Raw genomic sequence first — 17,188 nt, forward strand, 5'->3', positions numbered from 1 at the left:
ATAAAAATGAAAAAATATAAAGTTGCAATTGTTGGAGCTACTGGTGCAGTGGGTAGAGAAATGTTAAGATGTATTTTTCAGTTTCACTTCCCATTTGAAAGTTTAAAATTATTAGCTTCTTCCAGAAGTGCTGGAAAAGTGATTGAATATGAAGGACATGAATTTGTTGTTGAAGAATTAACTGAAAATTCATTTGAAGGTATTGACGTTGCTTTCTGGAGTGCTGGTGGAAGTATTTCTGAAAAATATATGCCTTATGCTGTTCAAGCTGGTTGTATCAATATTGATAATACTTCTCATTTTAGAATGGATCCTGATGTTCCATTAGTTGTTCCAGAAGTCAATGCCTATGCATTAAAAGAACATAAAGGAATTATTGCTAATCCAAACTGTACAACGATTCAAATGGTCAGTGCTTTAAATCGTTTAAATGAATATTTTGATATTGAAAGAATTATTGTGTCTACTTATCAGGCTGTTTCAGGTGCTGGTGTTGCTGGAATGGAAGAATTATATCGTCAGTCACAAGAAGTTTTAGATGGTCAAGAACCTGTAGCCAAAACATTACCTTGTGCTTCTGATAAAAAACATTATCCAATTGCTTTCAACTGTATTCCTCAAGTGGATAAATTTGATTTAGATAATCATTTTACAAAAGAGGAAATGAAAATGGTGAATGAAACAAAGAAAATCTTTAATAAAGATATTAAAGTTAATGCCACTTGTGTCCGTGTTCCAGTACTCAGAGGACATAGTGAATCTGTTTATATCGAAACAAAAAAACCAATTGATATGGATAAAGTCTTTGAATTATTATCAAATTCTCATGGTGTTGAACTCTATGATGATATTGAAAATCAGATTTATCCTATGGCAACTCTATTTATTGGTGATGAACTTGTCCATGTGGGGCGTGTCCGTCGAGATTTAGATAATGATCATGCTTTAAGCTTATGGATTGTGGCTGACCAGCTTATGAAAGGTGCTGCTTACAACTCTGTTGATATTGGCTTAAAGATGATAGAGATGGGATTGTTATAATGAGTCATAAAGTCTTCCAGATGCCCTTTTCTCAAATCTATTCTTTACTGCTTCAAAAAGCATTGAAAAAAGGACGTAACCAAGAAGAAGTTGATACAGTCATTCAATGGTTAACAGGCTATTCTCAAGATCAGATTCACGCAATGTTGGAAACACCTATAGACTATGAACATTTCTTTCTTCAGGCTCCAAGTTTGAATGAAAAAAGATTTTTAATCAAAGGTAGTATCTGTGGTGTTAAACTAGAAACCATTGAAGATCCCATGATGCAAAATATACGCTATCTTGATAAACTGATAGATGAACTGGCGAAAGGAAAAAGCTTAGATAAAATATTAAGAAAATAACGAAGTGAATTTTGTTTCACTTCTTTTTTTATTCAAAAAAAGAAGATGAACATTCATTCATCTTCTATTAATTCTTAACAATACGATAATATGTTCTTGATGTAAAGACATAGACAATCGCATAAACAATCGCCACAATAATGACTGAGATGATTGTACATGTAATAAACACCTCTGTTCCACTCAAAACAATATAACTAAACATCAAAGTTATCAAATGGAAAGCAAATGCCATGTGAATAACTGAAGCTATCAGTGGTAAAAAGAAGAAGATTAAAACTTGAGAACGAATAGTCTGTTTCACTTCTTTTGTACTCATTCCAACTTTTTGCATAATTTCAAAGCGTTTTTGATCTTCATAACCTTCTGATAACTGTTTATAGTACATAATTAATATTGTAGCCATTAAAAATAAGATGCCTAAGAAAATACCTAAGAAAAATAAACTTCCATACAATTCCATCAACATGATTCTGACTTCATATAATGAAGAACGATAGAAAGAAATGCCTCCCTGTTCTGTCTCTGTTTCTAAGGAAAAGTTATCTAAACACTTTCTTAATATGTCTTCAGCTTCTTTTTCTTGAGACTGATCCTGATATACAATAGAAAGATTTTCTGTTGGCTGGATAGTATCTCCAAAGAAATACGACATCATCTCTTGAATAGCTTCTTCATCTTTCATAATGACAATCAGATTTCTTTGGGCAGTAGGATTTTCATTAGGTAATAAATAGGGTTGATGCACAACTTCCTGAATTGGATATTTTTGTTGATCTATGTCTAAAGTATCTCCAAAGTCAAAGAAATTACTGCTCACTAAAATATTCTGACCACTTAATTGAACATTTTGATGATAGGCACGATTATATTCATCCTGTGTCATCCCTACCAAATATCCCACAACAAAATCTCCAGATTCGTCTTCTGCTAAAATATGGTCATTTCCAAAACGTACACTGACTGAATATCTTTTGGTATGAATAAAACTATCAATACCAATATCATGATTCTCTAATTCAATCTGCATTTGTGAATAAAACTTTGCAAACTCCTGATCACTTGGCAACGTTCCATCATCATAGCCATAAACTTTAAGCTGAAAACTATCCTGCTGATAAGCTGTAATTGTATCTTCAATTCCAAAATAGAGTGAGACTGTACTTGACAACATAACCAATATACATGTACATAGAATACAGATACTTGCCAATCCTACAGCATTTTGTTTCATACGATAGATTAACTGAGACACAGAAGTAAAGTGTTTTGTCTGATAATAGAAATGCTTATTTTTCTTTAAAAGTTTTAAAATCGTAATAGAACCTGCAGTAAATAAACAATAGGTTCCAATAATAACCAAGATAACAGCTACAAAAAACAAGAGCATTGCTGTTGTGGGATCATCAATCGTCACTGCAATATAATATCCTAATCCAAGTGTTACCAAACCAATGATTGTCATCAGCCATTTGGTCTTCGGTTCTTTTTCACCACTTTGAGAACCTCTTAATAATTCAATAGGGTTTGATAATTGAATTTGAATCACATGAATGAGATAAGAAGCCAAATAAATAGGTAAAAAGACAATAACGGCAACTAGAAAAGATGACCATGAAATATGAAATGTCAAGGTTGTAGATAGTCCCATTAAATGAATCAATACTAATGAAACCAGCTGACTAAAAATAATACCAAAAAGAAATCCCATAACAAATGAAATCAATGTTGTGATGATGGTTTCACACAACATCATAATCATAATGTGTTTCTTTTCTAAACCTAAAATATTGTATAAAGCTATTTCTTTTTTTCGACGTTTCATTAGGAAACTATTCATATAAAATAAGAAAATGACAGAAAAGATAACCATCACAATAATTCCTAAATTCAAGATGATCTGCATTGTACTTGAACCCGTTGCCATTTGTTCTAAACCTTTATGTGATGCTAGATAATTAATTAAATAAAACATCATAACAGTAAAGGAACTTGTTAATAAATATGGAAAATATAACTTAGAATTCTTTTTGAGATTGGTTAATGCCAGACGGGGATAAAAGAAAGATTTCATTTTATTTCCCTCCTGTCGCAAGTAATGTTAGTGTATCTGAAATACTTTGATACATTTGCTGATTCGTTTGATTTCCTTTGTAAATTTGATGGAAAACTTCACCATCTCTAATAAATAAGACTCTTGAAGCATAGCTGGCTGCTTTGGTACTATGAGTCACCATTAAAATGGTTTGCCCTTCCTGATTGACTGTATCAAAAATTTCCAACAATTGATCCGTTGACTTTGAATCAAGGGCACCCGTAGGTTCATCTGCCAGAACAAGTTGAGGATGTGTGATAAGTGCTCTTGCAACAGCGACTCTTTGTTTCTGTCCACCAGATATTTCATATGGATATTTCTCTAATAAATCCTCAATACCCAGTTTTGGTGCTAAAGCTTTTAATTTCTGTTGCATAACAGGATAAGGTTCTTTAGATAAGACAAGTGGTAAGAAAATATTATCTTTAATAGAAAATGTATCTAATAGATTAAAATCCTGAAATACAAAACCAAGATTCTTTCTTCTAAACTGTGAGATTTCTTTTTCCTTTAAATGGGTAATATCTTGACCATTTAATAAGACCTGTCCACTGGTTGGCTGATCTAATGAAGCCAGAATATTTAATAAAGTTGTTTTCCCGCTTCCAGATTCACCCATAATCGCAACATACTCACCTTCTTCGACACTAAAAGTGACATTGGATAATGCCTGTACCTGTTGATTGGAAAAACGTGTTGTATAAATTTTCTTTAAATTTTTAACTTCCAGTAATGACATTTTAACTCCTCCTTTGTACACTTATAGTTTATAAAAAAAGAGAAATATGTACCATTGATTTATCTTACAATTTCTCTGTTATAACTTACATTTCTGTAAGATTTATTCAACTTGTAAATCCTTAACATGAAAATCAATCATCACTGTTGTTCCCACTCCTTGAGTTGACTGGATATGAATAGGATGTCCTAAATACTTTAATATGCGAGCACATAAATATAATCCTAGACCACTTGCTTTTTTATCCATTCTTCCATTATATCCTGTAAAGCCTTTTTCAAACAGTCTTGGTAAATCCTCCTGTTTAATCCCAATACCTGTATCTTCAATATACAAAACTTCATCTTCAACAAAAATATGAATGCCACCTGTTTTGGTATATTTCAATGCATTAGATAAAATCTGTTCCAAAACAAAGGACAACCATTTGGCATCAGTCAAAACCTGTAAATCTATTGGATCAATTTTTAAAGTTAATTTCTTTTGAATAAAAAAAGTGGCTTGTTTTTTAATAACATCTTGAATGAGCTCATTTAAATCATAACGTTTGATACGTAAATCAGAAGAAATCTGTTCTAATTTCATATAATGTAAAGCCATATCTACATATTGTTCAATTCTTAAAACTTGTAAAAGCATATCGTTTGTTGAAGCATTTTGAGATGTAATTAAAAGTCTTAATGCAAAAATAGGTGTTTTGATCTGATGAACCCATAAAGTGAAATAATCTAACATATCCTGATTATGTATTTCATGTTGTTCTTTCATTTCTTTTAATAAATGATGGATCTGATGAATCAATAATTGATATTGAGTTTCAATATATCCAGAACTTTGTGGTAAATCTAATAAAATCATATCTTCTAATTGAAAGATTGATTCTAAATTATTCGTTTTTTGATAATAGAAAAAATAATCAATCGCAAAATAAACAATCAATAAAACCAGACATAAAATAGTCGCATAGATGACAGCTTCAATGAAAACATTATATAAATAAAGAATCAGACAAAAAATACCAATGCATGATAAATAGAGAATATAAAAAGCTTTTTTATCATAAAAATAATGCAGTAATCTATTCATAAGCCAGCTTATAACCTAATCCTTTTTTTGTTTGAATAAGATGTTCAATATGAAAATCATCTAATTTCTTTCTTAATCTATTCATATTCACACTTAAAGTATTATCATCTATAAATTCATTGCTTTGCCATAATGCCATCATTAAATCATCACGTGATACAAATACTTCTGATTTTTCAAAGAGAACCTGTAAAATCTTTAATTCATTTTTCGTCAGTTCAATAGTCTGATGATGATAAGAAATAGTTGCATCTAAGATATTTAAAACCAAATCTTTATATGTTAAAACCTGCATAGATTTAGAAAAAGAATATGTACGACGAAGTAACGCCTGAATTTTCGCTGTTAAGACATGAAAATCAAAAGGTTTTGTGATAAAATCATCTGCTCCCATAGAAATAGCCATGACAATATTCATATTCTCATTAGCAGATGAAATAAAGATAATAGGCACTGAAGATACTTTACGAATCTGTTCACACCAATGATATCCATTATAAAAAGGTAAGGAGATATCTAATAAAATAAGTTCTGGCTGTTTTTGAAGATAAAGATCTAAAACATGTTCAAAATCATCCACAACTTCAACTTCATAATTCCATGTTTCTAAATGTTTTTGAATTGCTAAAGCGATGACTTCATCATCTTCGACAATCATGATTTTTTGCATTTTCATCACCCACTCCAATTCTATTATAACATATCTTGATAAAGGTTGTGCATAGCTTTTATACGGGACTTGATGTCATCATGTAGATACTGTGGAGAAATCACTTTAATTTGAGTTTGCATCATCATAATCCAGCCAATCAATCCTTCTGAAATAGAAACATCTTCAATTGTTAATAATAAACGTTCCTGATATAAACGCTGTACTCGCATATTCAATCCAAAACGTGATACCATCTCTCTTAACTGTTTATAATCACATTCAATAACCAATGTATCACGATGATGAGATATAAACATATTCATCATCTTTTCAATTTCATTTTGGATATCAAATTGTTCCTGAACATTGATATATCCTTTATTTAAAGTCTGAATAGCACGCATACGATCAATACGATAATTGGTTAATTGTTGGGGATGTTTTTCATTATAGGCAATCATATAATAATGATTATTTTGGGAAGTTAAAGAATAAGGAGAAACAATATATTGATCATCTTTATTCCCTCTTTGTGAAGCCACCTCTATGAAGTGATGATTTTGAATATCATAGTCAATATATTGAAAAGAAATAGCTTTTTGATGTTCAATCGCTTTCATAATAACTGTTAAATTGATAAATAGAGAAAAAGAATGCTGACGTTCACTTGGTTGAAATAAGACAAGACGTTTTTGTTGATGAAAAGAAGATAGGGTGAGAAGTTTCTTTTGTAAATGTTGCTGATCTTCCCTATTTAAATCCTGATGAAAGGCAATCTGATCTAATAGAAATTGTAATTCACCATCCTCAAATATATCTTCATCTATCCTATAACCTAATTTATGATAAGAGATAATCAAATCTCTACCTATCCAACCATTAAAAAAATCATTGATTTGTTTGATACAAGAATAAACAGTTTTAATATCAATCTTCATATCCTGTTTCATTAAAGCTTCCTGTATTTCTAAAGCTGTAATGGCTTTATTTGGCGTTTGTAAAATCATCTTCAGTACATAAAACATTCTTTTTCCCATAATAGACTCCTAATGACTCATGACAAGCTGATAACTTTTCTTCCTGTTGTAATGACGCATTAATGAAAGATAATCTTTCATGCTGTAGCTACAAAGCAAATCTAAGACAACTTCATCCTGGCAATCATCTAGCTTCAATAAATATTGATAGGCTAAATGATATTCATCTTCCAATAGACATATTTTAGCACAATCCAGTGTATCTACATGATATTGATGTTCAAGAATAGAAATGACTTGAGAAAAAGACATATTCTCAAAAGGAATCAGATATCGGATCACACAATATTCTTGTAATGTTATTGTTTTTTTAGCTATTTTTTTAAAAATATCTTCTTTCAACAACAAATAATCCTGATGTGAAAACAAACTATTCATCATCATTAAATCATTTTCCATATCCTGATAATTCTGCGCCTGATATAAATGTCTTAAAGCAGCTATAAAAAGCTGTTGATAAAGTCTTTTATCATGTAATAAATGACTCAATTCTTTTTCATGTAAACAACTGGCAAATAACTCCAATACAGATGAATCTTTCATAATTTCTAATACATAATTTTTCTTTTGAACAAAAGTGATCATTTCTTGTTTTTGATAAGTTTTTTTCATATATGTCATCTCCTTGTATTATCATTATACCCATTTTATGATTTTGAAGATGACTTTATACCTATTTTAACACCTAAAAAACGGAGTTAAAACACTTTTTTTGTTTTTTTATATATAGAAAAAGATTTTGCTTTATACAAAATCTTGTCCAAATGATTGATAAATACCCTGGCCATAATAAGAAGATGGCTCATAAAGTATAGGATAGATTTTCCAGTTATCCTCAAGAATACATTGAAACCATTGTCCCTGATATGTAAAACAATATACACAATAAAGCATACCTTCTTGATATTCCATGGCTTCTTGGTAGCGTGATGAATGAAACTTATTTTTAACAAGATCTAAAATCACGGATGGACTCAATATATGATCTGTCATCCCTAAGACTTTGAATAACACTTGACAATGTTGTTTGGATATCTGATGTTTTCTTAATAAAGAATACCCCTCTTCATATGACATCTTGGATAAAGATAAAATGTTTTTTTGAATGGTCTGCCACTGTTTATAATCTTTCAATAATTCATATAATAACTGACAGTCAGGATAAGATAAATAAATCACTGTTTTTATCCATAATGTGCCTTCATTTTTAAACACAGGCATATCACTTTGATAAATCCAATAGCCACCCAGCTCCTGTTTTTTATGTTTATTCCCAGCCAAAATATAATCCTCAATATTCAATGAGAAATCTTTATATTCTTGGCCTGCACCATTTAAAGCATAACTGACTTTATGATTTTGTTCATCAATCATCTCTTTCCATAGAGGAGGTAGAGTGTTTTCATCAAGAATATAAGGATGTTCCACCGTTCCATTTCCATCACGTATTGTATATTTCAGTTCATTAAGAATTTGATTATTTGGATTGACAGCTCTTCTTTTTATAAACAAAACAATGGCTAAAACAAGTAAAAACATCATCATGATAGAATCAAAGATAATACAAACAGGCTGTGGATTCGTTATTATCCCTATGATTAATGAAAGACATACACTTAAAGCCATCAAAACATTCAACACACAATAGAAAATATGTTCTTTAAAATAAAGAAATACTCCAAAATAAATGATCCACAATAATAAATGAATACCATTCATATATGAAAATTGATATTCAACGTTAGCCATAAATGCACATATAAGAGCTCCTACGTACTCTAAAAAATACCATTTTCTATTCATATATACTCATCCTCTCTTACATTATAACAAAGATTTTGATGACATAAAAACAAAAGTTGATATTAAAATAATTTTTTATAATTTATTTATAATAAAAATATTTTTAATAATTAATTTCTAGTTCTCCTTATAAAAAAACAATGAATATCACTTACAATACTCATTGTTGCTTTCTATTGAAATATCTTTATTAAATATTGATTTTATTATACGATTATTTTTCAAATGGTTGATAAGTACCCTTTCCATAATAAAGAGATGGTTCATAAAGAGTTGGTTTCACTTTCCATACGCCTTCTCTCATTTGTAAAAACCAGTTATCATAATAATAGATACAATAAGCACAATAAATCATTCCATCCTGATGTTCCATTGCTTCCTGGTAATCTTCTTTTTGAAAACTGAATTTAATAAATGACTTTATGATATCTTGATCAAATATATTATCTTTTTGAGCAATAACTTTCAACAAACTCTTGGCAGCATCTTGTGGAATCTGATTGTCTATTAAAAATTGATAACTCTCTTTATAGGATAAGTTTAACACATGTGATATATTTTCTTGAATCATTTGCCACAGATGATCATCACAAAGCATCTGATATATATTTTTGACATCATCATGCGAAAGATAAACGACACCTTTCATCCAAAGGATTCCATTTTCCTTTAAAGCAGGCATATCACTTTCATATTTCCAAAAACCACCATAATCTTGTTGGAGATGTTTTTTTCCTACCAATACCTTATCTTTAAAACCAAATGTTGAATATTCATATTCTTGACTTCCACCATTGAGTGCATACATCACTTTATGATATTGATGTTCTATTTCATCGTTGATGGTAAGCGTCTGATCAATATCTAATCTATATGGATAAGATATTGTTCCATCTCCAGGCAAGTTTTTGTGCTGAATATCTTGAGATAATTCCATATTTTGATTTTGACGATTCCATCTCCTTTTAAAAAGCATGATGATAAAATAAAGAATAAAAGATAGGGATAAAATACTATCAAAAATAATAGGAACTGTAGAAGGATTATTGATGATTCCCTGAATTAAAGAATAATCAATACCTATTCCCGTTAATAAGCCTGATATGGGATAAAGGATACTTTCTTTAAAAAAGAATAAACAAATGAAAAAGAAGATAAAAAGAAACGGCTGTATAGTATTCATATAAGTGAAATGATATTCACTATTTAAATTCATTATACAAAAAATTCCACCAATGCATATAGCCAAGTTTCTCATCTTGATATTCATACATATCACCTCTACTTTCATTATATCAAAAAAAGCTGAGTTTTCTCAGCTTATTCGTCTAGTAATTGTTTTAATTCTGCAATTTTTTGATTATATTCTTCAATATGACGATATATATCCATGACTTCTTCATCAACAACACCTAATGTCTGAATTTGTTGATAATAATATTTTCCTAAATCACGAAAAACATCATCACGATCAGATTCTAAATTTTTCATTTTAAGCTTCAATTTGGCAGTACCAGCTAATTCCTGTGTTTTATCAATAGCCTCTTCTGTCAATTTCGCTGCTTTTTTGTGAGATCATCAAATAAAGGCATTTGTTCATTCTCCTATCCTGTATATTTTTTGATATATTGTACACCAATACCTCCAACTCCCATATGAGCACCGACAACAGCTGGAAGTTCTCTTAACTCTAATTCAACATTTCCAATTTTTTCTAAAACCATCTGTTTCACTTCTAAAGCTGAACTTTCACATAAGACATGTTCAATTGTGACTTTATATTCCTTAGCATTGACACCTAATTCAACCATACGATTCACAAGTGTAGCTTTGGCTTTAGATAAGGTTCTGACTTTTCCAAGTACATCTATTTTACCACCCAAGTCATAATTTAATTCCATCACTGGAACAATTTTCAACATGCTGGCAAGTAATGCCACTGCTGGCGTAATACGACCACCTTTCTTTAAATGTTCTAAGTTAGGGGCCATAATAATCGTTCCAGAATGTTCAATCATGTTTTCAAGAATATCTTGAATTTCACTAACACTCTTACCTTCTTGAATCAATTTGGCAGCAGTGAATACTAAATATTTTTGATTGCCTGCAGTTCCTTTTGTATCAATTAAAGTGATTGGAATACCCACCATTTCTCCAGCAACTTTCATCCCATTTAAAGTTGATGATAATCCTGTCGCAATGGGTAATCCAATAACTTCATCATAACCAGCATCTTTGATTCTTTGTAAAATATTCACCAGTTCCCCTGTTGCAGGCTGAGAAGTCATGACCATGATATCCTCTTTTTCCATAGTTTCAAAAACTTCCAAACTGGTAATGTCTTTTTGATCTAAATACGTATGATTTTTCATCGTAATACATAAAGGCACAATAAATATACCTTGATCTTCATATTGATTTAATTCTATTTGACAGCCACTATCAGCTAATACTGCAATTTTAGCCATCTCAATCCCTCACTTCCAAAAGTTAATTTTTCTCTCATTATTATAACACTTTTGACAATAAAATGAAATCATATATAATAAAGAAAGAAAGGTGTGACATCATGATTTCTATTGAAGATTATACAAGCCATACATTAGTTATTAAAAAATCTGAATTCATTTGTCATTTGATTCCCTGTAGTCAAATTGAACAGGCTAACGATATGATTACAAAATATAGCGATCCACAAGCTACACATAACTGTGTTGCCTATATTATTGGTCCTCATGAAAGAGCATATGATGATGGTGAACCATCTGGAACGGCGGGTATGCCTATGTTAAATGTTTTAAAAATGCAAGGTTTAACAAATATGATAGCGATTGTGACCAGATATTTTGGTGGCATTAAACTTGGCGCTGGGGGATTAACACGAGCATATAGTCAAAGTGTAGCTGAAGCTCTTAAAGTCGCTCATATCGTTGAAAAAGAACTGGTTGATTTATATAATATAACAGTTGATTATACATATACACGTAAACTTGAGCATTTATTAAAAGTTCATCACATCAAGTGTATAGATATTCAATATCAGGAACAAGTTTCTTATCAATGTTATTTACGTAATCTTGATTTTCTGGATATGATTCAAGATTTCACAAACAATCAGTTTCAAGCTAAAAAAATAGGCAGTGACTATATCCCAAAAGATGTTTGACACTTATATGCAAAGTTGTTATAATTTGAATATGATGAAAACAATAAGACTTGTCTGTACGCTCAACAGTCATGTCTTTTTTATTACAAGGAGGACGTATGGGGTTTTTAGAAATATTGATCATTGGTGTAGGATTATCCATGGATGCTTTTGCGGTGAGCATCTGTAAAGGGTTATCAACACGCACGCTTAAACTCAAACACGCTTTGATTTGTGGTGGTTATTTTGGCTTTTTTCAAGGCTTTATGCCCTTTTTAGGATATGTATTAGGTATTCAGTTTAAAGATAAAATTGAAAGTATTGATCATTGGATTGCTTTTATTTTATTAGCTTTAATTGGAATCAATATGATTAAAGAAGCTTTTGAGGATGAAGAAACATGTAATACAGAATTTTCACCTAAAGTCATGATTCCTTTAGCGATTGCTACTTCCATTGATGCTTTAGCTATTGGTGTTACTTTTGCTTTTTTAAATGTCAATATTTTATCAGCCGTTTCTATCATTGCCTGTACAACTTTTGTGATTTCAATGATAGGTATGAAAATTGGACATGTCTTTGGTATGAAATATAAATCTAAAGCTGAAATTGCTGGTGGTATTATTTTAATAGGTATGGGTATTAAGATTTTATTAGAACACCTTCATATTTTTGGTTAATCATTCAAATTTTATTCATATTGAGGTAAGATAATAGATAAGAGGTGAAAAATTATGAATGATGTCGCAAAATTATATCAAGTCTATATCAATAGAGAAATTCAAGTCGCTAAAAATGAAATATTAAACACAACAAGAATCAATCAAAAAATCTTATCTTTTTTACATGATTTATCTGAAGTTGCACTTGAATCAAGATGTTATTTATTTTGGGAAAAAGAAGAACCTGTCAATCATCAACAGTTATTAGAAAACTATCTTGAAGGTTTAACGATGTTAATGTCTATTGGTTATGAATTACGTATTGATAGTATTAAAAATCATACAGAAATTCCTGAAAATCAAGATCTTTATTCTTTATTTTTCAAGATTTATCAATCTATTTTAAATGTTCAAAAACAATACTCTAGTGAAGACTATCAAAATACTATTGATGATTATTTTACATTAGGTTTTAAATTAGGTATTGATATTGATGAAATCATTGACAATTATCAAAATGATTAATCCTCATTCTATGAGGATTTTTTTATATGAAAAAGCAATCACTGATGCTGTGATTGCTCATCCATTTTCTTTAATTCATTTAATAATTCTATTGTATGTGGTAACCATTGACCGATTGTTTGAATCATAATCACAATTTCATTTTTAATGTATTTTAACTGTGGTTTATCAAATAAACGATTAACCAATTCAAAAAGCTGATCACCTGCAATATGGGCTGAAAATTCCTGTGTCAACATAATTTGTACATGTCCACCTGCATCTTTGACTTCATCAATGAAAGGCTGTGTACATAAAATTTCATATTTTCTTTTCAATACAATATTATTCACTTCTCTAGGCAATGTTCCATATAAATCTTTTAATTCTTTTTCTAAAGATTGTAACTGTGTTAAATGTTGCGCTTTATATATACGTTGATAAAGATTTAATTTTTCCATATCATTTTCTACATAATTTTCAGGAATATAACCATCAACATTGACATTTTGAACAGGCACTTCTTTTTCTTCTTTTTTCTCCCCCGTTTTTTCTTCAATAGCCTCCTGAAGAATCCTCATATACATATCAAAACCAACTGTATCAATAAATCCAGCCTGTTCTCCTCCTAGTATATCACCAGATCCACGAATAGATAAATCACGCATAGCAATCTTATATCCACTACCTAATTGTGCAAATTCTTTAATCGCCTTTAAACGCTTCGTTGCTTCTTCATTCATTTGCTTGTTCTTTGCATACAATAAATATGCATAAGCCAAACGTTCACTACGACCAACACGTCCTTTAATCTGATAAAGCTGAGACAAACCAAAACGATCAGCATTTTCAATAATAATGGTATTGGCATTAGGAATATCAATACCGGTTTCAATGATCGTTGTACAAACCAGAATATCATATTCTTTATCTACAAAAGCCTGCATCACCTTTTCAAGTTCATCTTTGCTCATACGCCCATGTCCAATACCAATTTTTGCCTGTGGAACCAATCTGGCAATTTCATTAGCCACACTTTCAATATTGGCTGTCTGATTATGTAAATAGAAAACTTGTCCTTTTCGCCCAAGTTCACGTTCAATCACCTGTTTGACAAGCTGATTGCTTTTTTCCATGACATAAGTCTGTACTGGCAAACGATTTAACGGTGGTGTTTCAATTTGTGATAATCCACGAATTCCCATTAAAGACATTTGTAAAGTTCTTGGAATTGGTGTAGCAGTTAAAGTTAAAACATCTATTGTCTTTCTGATTTCTTTAATTTTTTCTTTCTGTTTAACACCAAAACGCTGTTCTTCATCAATACATAATAATCCTAAATCTTTAAAAACAACATCATTTGATAAAATACGATGTGTCCCAACTAATAAATCAATCTTTCCTTCCTTTAAATCACTTAAAATCTGTTTTCTTTGTTTCGTCGTTGTAAAACGATTTAATAAAGCAATAGTGACTGGAAAATTTTCAAAACGAGTAACCATCGTATGATAATGCTGTGAAGATAAAATCGTTGTAGGACATAGAAAAGCCACTTGCTTACCACCTAAAATAGCCTTAAAGCAGGCACGTAAAGCCACTTCTGTTTTCCCAAATCCAACATCTCCACACAACAATCTATCCATAGGACGTGGCATTTCCATATCAGCTTTAATTTCTTTGACAGCCTCTTTTTGATCTGGTGTCAGTTCATAACCAAAACATTCTTCAAACTGTATTTGCATAGCATCATCTTTAGGAAATGCAAATCCTGGCTGTTTCATTCTTTGTGAATATATTTCAATTAAACGATCTGCCAAATCATCAACTTTGTTTCTGACTCTTTGTTTTGTTTTTTGCCACTCTGTACTATTTAAAGAATGAATTTTTGGAACTTTTCCATCTCTGGAAGCATATTTTCGTACCAGTTTAAAATTTTCTACGGGAATATATAAAGTATCATTTCCTTTATAGGCAATATACAAGTAATCTTTTTTCACACCTCTGACTTCCAGTGTTTTAATACCCATATATTGTCCAATTCCATTGACATCGTGAACAACATAATCTCCAATATTTAATTCCGTATAGTCATTGATGACTTTTGCATCTTTATATTTAATGTAGCCTTTTTTCTTTTGACTGTTAACCTTAAATAACTCTTTTTCTGTCAACAGGATCACATGTTCTTCACAAAAATCTATACCTGTTGATAAATCACCCATATAAATATTAATTCCCTGATAAATATGATCATCATGACCTACCAAGGCATAAGAGAGATGATATTGATCCAATAAATCTGTCATCATTTGAATCTGATGACTATTTTCAAGACACATAAGGATTTTATTTTGAATGAGATAATCTTTGATTTGTTGAATCAATTGATTTTCATTCAATAATGGTAATTGAATTTCTCTTGTTAAAAAGGAAATTTGTTTGTCATTCGTTCTAAAATCAATAAAGTCAATATCTGTCTTTTTTAATAATGAATCTAAATTTTGAAATAATGACAATCCTTTCACCATTTTCCCCATGTCTTGTAATTCATGAGAATAGTAAAATGTTTCTTCTACGTACTGATTATAGACTGATTTTATTTTTTCTTGACTTGATGTTACAATCAGCACATCATCAAAATAACAACGTAATGACGTTGATGATGAAAACAATCCCATGTACTGATAAAGACGAGATGAATAATCATGATTCTTAATAGATTCTATATCAATAGAAATTTCTTCATCCAAATCATCCTGATAATCAGGACACTGCGTTTGACTCTGTAATGTTTCAATCTGTGAAATCACATGTTCTATTTCCTGATCATCATAAAGCAGATCGGTCGCCGGTAAGATTGTGACTTCCTGAACATTTTCTAAAGAACGTTGTGTATTTTTATCAAAGAAACGTAAACTTTCAATTTCATCATCAAAAAATTCAATACGAATAGGATTCTCATATTGGATAGAGTAAACATCTATAATCCCACCACGTTTTGAATAGTAAAATGGTTCATCAACACGTTGTATCATCTGATATCCACTATGGATAAGTTTTTCTCTTAATGTCAAAGGATCAATGGTCATACCTACAGATAAATGTAACTGAGAACTTTCAAAAAGAGAAGGATGTGGTATATAACGTAAATAGCTTTGAGTATGACAAATCACAACGATTGGCTGATGTTGCAGTAATAATGACAAAGTATGAATACGTTCTCCAACTAATTCCTGAGAAGAAGCCAAAGCTTCTACGCGTAATGATTCATCGCATGGAAAGAAAGTGACTTTTTGATGCAACAAAGGATACAGCTCCTGATATAAAAGCTGTGCCTGATATAAGCTATCTTTAATCACCAGCATTGTTTTGGGACAAGCGAAAAAAGCACTAGCAATGAGAATCGCCTCATCGCTAGCGTGAGATACAACAATCTCGCCTTTTCCTTTTTTCATTGCAAGATATGCTGAATTATTTTTTAAAATCTGAATAATCTTCTTCATATCTTTTCATCTCCTAATTAAAAGCATTCATTGCGGCTACAAAATCTTTATCAAGCATCATCTGAACAGCTTGCGTGGCTTTTTGAATACCATCTTCAATAAGTGGCTGCTGCTCTTTGGTGAAACGCCCTAACACATAATCCACCACAGGTATTTGGGGATGTTTATCAATACCCACGCGAATACGTTTAAAATTTTGTGTACCTACATGAGCAATAATACTTTTCACTCCATTATGCCCTCCAGCACTTCCACTTTGTCTTAAACGTAACTTGCCTGTTGGCATATCCATATCATCATAAATCACCAGTAAATCATCGACATCAATTTTAAAGAAGTTCATGACTTGACTTACGGCTTCACCTGAATTATTCATATATGTCATTGGTTTGAGTAAAATAATATCTTCCCCTTGATATTTTAATTTGACATATTCACCTTTAAATTTTTTTGTATTTATAGACACATGAAAATCATCTGCTAAACAATCCATCACCATAAAACCAACATTATGTCTTGTTTTCTCATATTCTTTACCTGGATTTCCTAATCCAACGATTAACTTCATATATAA

The 17,188-nt window shown here is 30.7% G+C and carries 17 protein-coding genes; 5 read left to right on the forward strand and 12 right to left on the reverse strand.

Annotated features, from left to right (window positions below; translation table 11 throughout):
- Positions 1-6: 6 nt before the first annotated feature.
- Both B5E79_RS02395 and B5E79_RS02400 read left to right on the forward strand, forming a co-directional pair.
- Positions 7-1,041 (forward strand): aspartate-semialdehyde dehydrogenase, encoded by a 1,035-nt coding sequence (locus B5E79_RS02395; protein ID WP_087296831.1) that lies wholly within the window; start codon positions 7-9, stop codon positions 1,039-1,041.
- Positions 1,041-1,388: a DUF2200 domain-containing protein gene (locus tag B5E79_RS02400; RefSeq protein ID WP_241147428.1), complete on the forward strand. Its 348-nt coding sequence runs from the start codon at positions 1,041-1,043 to the stop codon at positions 1,386-1,388. The genes B5E79_RS02395 and B5E79_RS02400 overlap by 1 nt, the downstream gene beginning before the upstream one ends.
- A gap of 67 nt (positions 1,389-1,455) precedes the next feature.
- Here B5E79_RS02400 and B5E79_RS02405 read toward each other — a convergent pair whose 3' ends face one another.
- The 10 genes from B5E79_RS02405 to B5E79_RS02450 all read right to left on the reverse strand — a co-directional run bounded on the left by B5E79_RS02405 (position 1,456) and on the right by B5E79_RS02450 (position 11,268).
- Positions 1,456-3,462 (reverse strand): ABC transporter permease, encoded by a 2,007-nt coding sequence (locus B5E79_RS02405; RefSeq protein ID WP_087296833.1) that lies wholly within the window; start codon positions 3,460-3,462, stop codon positions 1,456-1,458.
- Position 3,463: 1 nt separating this feature from the next.
- Complete coding sequence (locus B5E79_RS02410) at positions 3,464-4,222, reverse strand: ABC transporter ATP-binding protein (protein WP_087244351.1); 759 nt, start codon at positions 4,220-4,222, stop codon at positions 3,464-3,466.
- Between the two features lie 102 nt (positions 4,223-4,324).
- Positions 4,325-5,308 carry a sensor histidine kinase gene (locus B5E79_RS02415; protein WP_087296834.1) on the reverse strand — a complete coding sequence of 328 codons (984 nt, stop codon included), beginning with the start codon at positions 5,306-5,308 and terminating at the stop codon, positions 4,325-4,327.
- Positions 5,301-5,984: a response regulator transcription factor gene (locus B5E79_RS02420; RefSeq protein WP_340640774.1), complete on the reverse strand. Its 684-nt coding sequence runs from the start codon at positions 5,982-5,984 to the stop codon at positions 5,301-5,303. The genes B5E79_RS02415 and B5E79_RS02420 overlap by 8 nt, the downstream gene beginning before the upstream one ends.
- Positions 5,985-6,001: 17 nt before the next feature.
- Positions 6,002-6,997: a helix-turn-helix transcriptional regulator gene (locus tag B5E79_RS02425; RefSeq protein ID WP_087296835.1), complete on the reverse strand. Its 996-nt coding sequence runs from the start codon at positions 6,995-6,997 to the stop codon at positions 6,002-6,004.
- Positions 6,998-7,006: 9 nt separating this feature from the next.
- Complete coding sequence (locus tag B5E79_RS02430) at positions 7,007-7,609, reverse strand: hypothetical protein (RefSeq protein WP_087296836.1); 603 nt, start codon at positions 7,607-7,609, stop codon at positions 7,007-7,009.
- A 132-nt stretch (positions 7,610-7,741) separates the two neighbouring features.
- A complete protein-coding gene (locus tag B5E79_RS02435) occupies positions 7,742-8,800 on the reverse strand; it encodes a hypothetical protein (protein ID WP_087296837.1) in 1,059 nt (352 codons plus the stop codon).
- Between the two features lie 214 nt (positions 8,801-9,014).
- A complete protein-coding gene (locus B5E79_RS02440) occupies positions 9,015-10,070 on the reverse strand; it encodes a hypothetical protein (protein ID WP_087296838.1) in 1,056 nt (351 codons plus the stop codon).
- Positions 10,071-10,120: 50 nt separating this feature from the next.
- Entirely contained in the window at positions 10,121-10,354 is a 234-nt protein-coding gene (locus B5E79_RS02445) for a hypothetical protein (RefSeq protein ID WP_241147429.1), read from the reverse strand.
- Between the two features lie 50 nt (positions 10,355-10,404).
- On the reverse strand, positions 10,405-11,268 hold the full coding sequence (locus B5E79_RS02450; RefSeq protein ID WP_087296839.1) for a DegV family protein: 864 nt from the start codon (positions 11,266-11,268) through the stop codon (positions 10,405-10,407).
- A 101-nt stretch (positions 11,269-11,369) separates the two neighbouring features.
- On the opposite strand from B5E79_RS02450, the gene B5E79_RS02455 reads away from it, so the two are divergent.
- From B5E79_RS02455 to B5E79_RS02465, 3 genes are all read left to right on the forward strand, one after another.
- The gene (locus B5E79_RS02455) at positions 11,370-11,966 is read left to right on the forward strand and encodes a YigZ family protein (RefSeq protein ID WP_087296840.1); all 597 of its coding nucleotides are present in this window, start codon (positions 11,370-11,372) and stop codon (positions 11,964-11,966) included.
- A gap of 98 nt (positions 11,967-12,064) precedes the next feature.
- A complete protein-coding gene (locus B5E79_RS02460) occupies positions 12,065-12,625 on the forward strand; it encodes a manganese efflux pump MntP (protein ID WP_087296841.1) in 561 nt (186 codons plus the stop codon).
- Positions 12,626-12,679: 54 nt separating this feature from the next.
- Positions 12,680-13,132, forward strand: a complete 453-nt coding sequence (locus B5E79_RS02465) for a dUTP diphosphatase (protein ID WP_087244340.1) — start codon at positions 12,680-12,682, stop codon at positions 13,130-13,132.
- Between the two features lie 38 nt (positions 13,133-13,170).
- Here B5E79_RS02465 and mfd read toward each other — a convergent pair whose 3' ends face one another.
- Together mfd and pth are read right to left on the reverse strand one after the other, a co-directional pair.
- A complete protein-coding gene (mfd, locus tag B5E79_RS02470; RefSeq protein ID WP_087296842.1) occupies positions 13,171-16,614 on the reverse strand; it encodes a transcription-repair coupling factor in 3,444 nt (1,147 codons plus the stop codon).
- Positions 16,615-16,627: 13 nt separating this feature from the next.
- Positions 16,628-17,182, reverse strand: a complete 555-nt coding sequence (gene pth, locus B5E79_RS02475; protein WP_087244338.1) for an aminoacyl-tRNA hydrolase — start codon at positions 17,180-17,182, stop codon at positions 16,628-16,630.
- Between the last annotated feature and the right edge of the window lie 6 nt (positions 17,183-17,188).

The organism is Massilimicrobiota sp. An134, assembly GCF_002160815.1.
GTDB classification, from domain to species: Bacteria; Bacillota_I; Bacilli_A; order Erysipelotrichales; family Coprobacillaceae; genus Allocoprobacillus; species Allocoprobacillus merdigallinarum.

Coding starts and splice junctions, on each gene's coding strand:
- B5E79_RS02395 (WP_087296831.1), top strand. CDS start 7: ATGAAAAAATATAAAGTTGCAATTGTTGGAGCTACTGGTGCAGTGGGT.
- B5E79_RS02400 (WP_241147428.1), top strand. CDS start 1,041: ATGAGTCATAAAGTCTTCCAGATGCCCTTTTCTCAAATCTATTCTTTA.
- B5E79_RS02405 (WP_087296833.1), bottom strand. CDS start 3,462: ATGAAATCTTTCTTTTATCCCCGTCTGGCATTAACCAATCTCAAAAAG.
- B5E79_RS02410 (WP_087244351.1), bottom strand. CDS start 4,222: ATGTCATTACTGGAAGTTAAAAATTTAAAGAAAATTTATACAACACGT.
- B5E79_RS02415 (WP_087296834.1), bottom strand. CDS start 5,308: ATGAATAGATTACTGCATTATTTTTATGATAAAAAAGCTTTTTATATT.
- B5E79_RS02420 (WP_340640774.1), bottom strand. CDS start 5,984: ATGAAAATGCAAAAAATCATGATTGTCGAAGATGATGAAGTCATCGCT.
- B5E79_RS02425 (WP_087296835.1), bottom strand. CDS start 6,997: ATGGGAAAAAGAATGTTTTATGTACTGAAGATGATTTTACAAACGCCA.
- B5E79_RS02430 (WP_087296836.1), bottom strand. CDS start 7,609: ATGAAAAAAACTTATCAAAAACAAGAAATGATCACTTTTGTTCAAAAG.
- B5E79_RS02435 (WP_087296837.1), bottom strand. CDS start 8,800: ATGAATAGAAAATGGTATTTTTTAGAGTACGTAGGAGCTCTTATATGT.
- B5E79_RS02440 (WP_087296838.1), bottom strand. CDS start 10,070: ATGAATATCAAGATGAGAAACTTGGCTATATGCATTGGTGGAATTTTT.
- B5E79_RS02450 (WP_087296839.1), bottom strand. CDS start 11,268: ATGGCTAAAATTGCAGTATTAGCTGATAGTGGCTGTCAAATAGAATTA.
- B5E79_RS02455 (WP_087296840.1), top strand. CDS start 11,370: ATGATTTCTATTGAAGATTATACAAGCCATACATTAGTTATTAAAAAA.
- B5E79_RS02460 (WP_087296841.1), top strand. CDS start 12,065: ATGGGGTTTTTAGAAATATTGATCATTGGTGTAGGATTATCCATGGAT.
- B5E79_RS02465 (WP_087244340.1), top strand. CDS start 12,680: ATGAATGATGTCGCAAAATTATATCAAGTCTATATCAATAGAGAAATT.
- mfd (WP_087296842.1), bottom strand. CDS start 16,614: ATGAAGAAGATTATTCAGATTTTAAAAAATAATTCAGCATATCTTGCA.
- pth (WP_087244338.1), bottom strand. CDS start 17,182: ATGAAGTTAATCGTTGGATTAGGAAATCCAGGTAAAGAATATGAGAAA.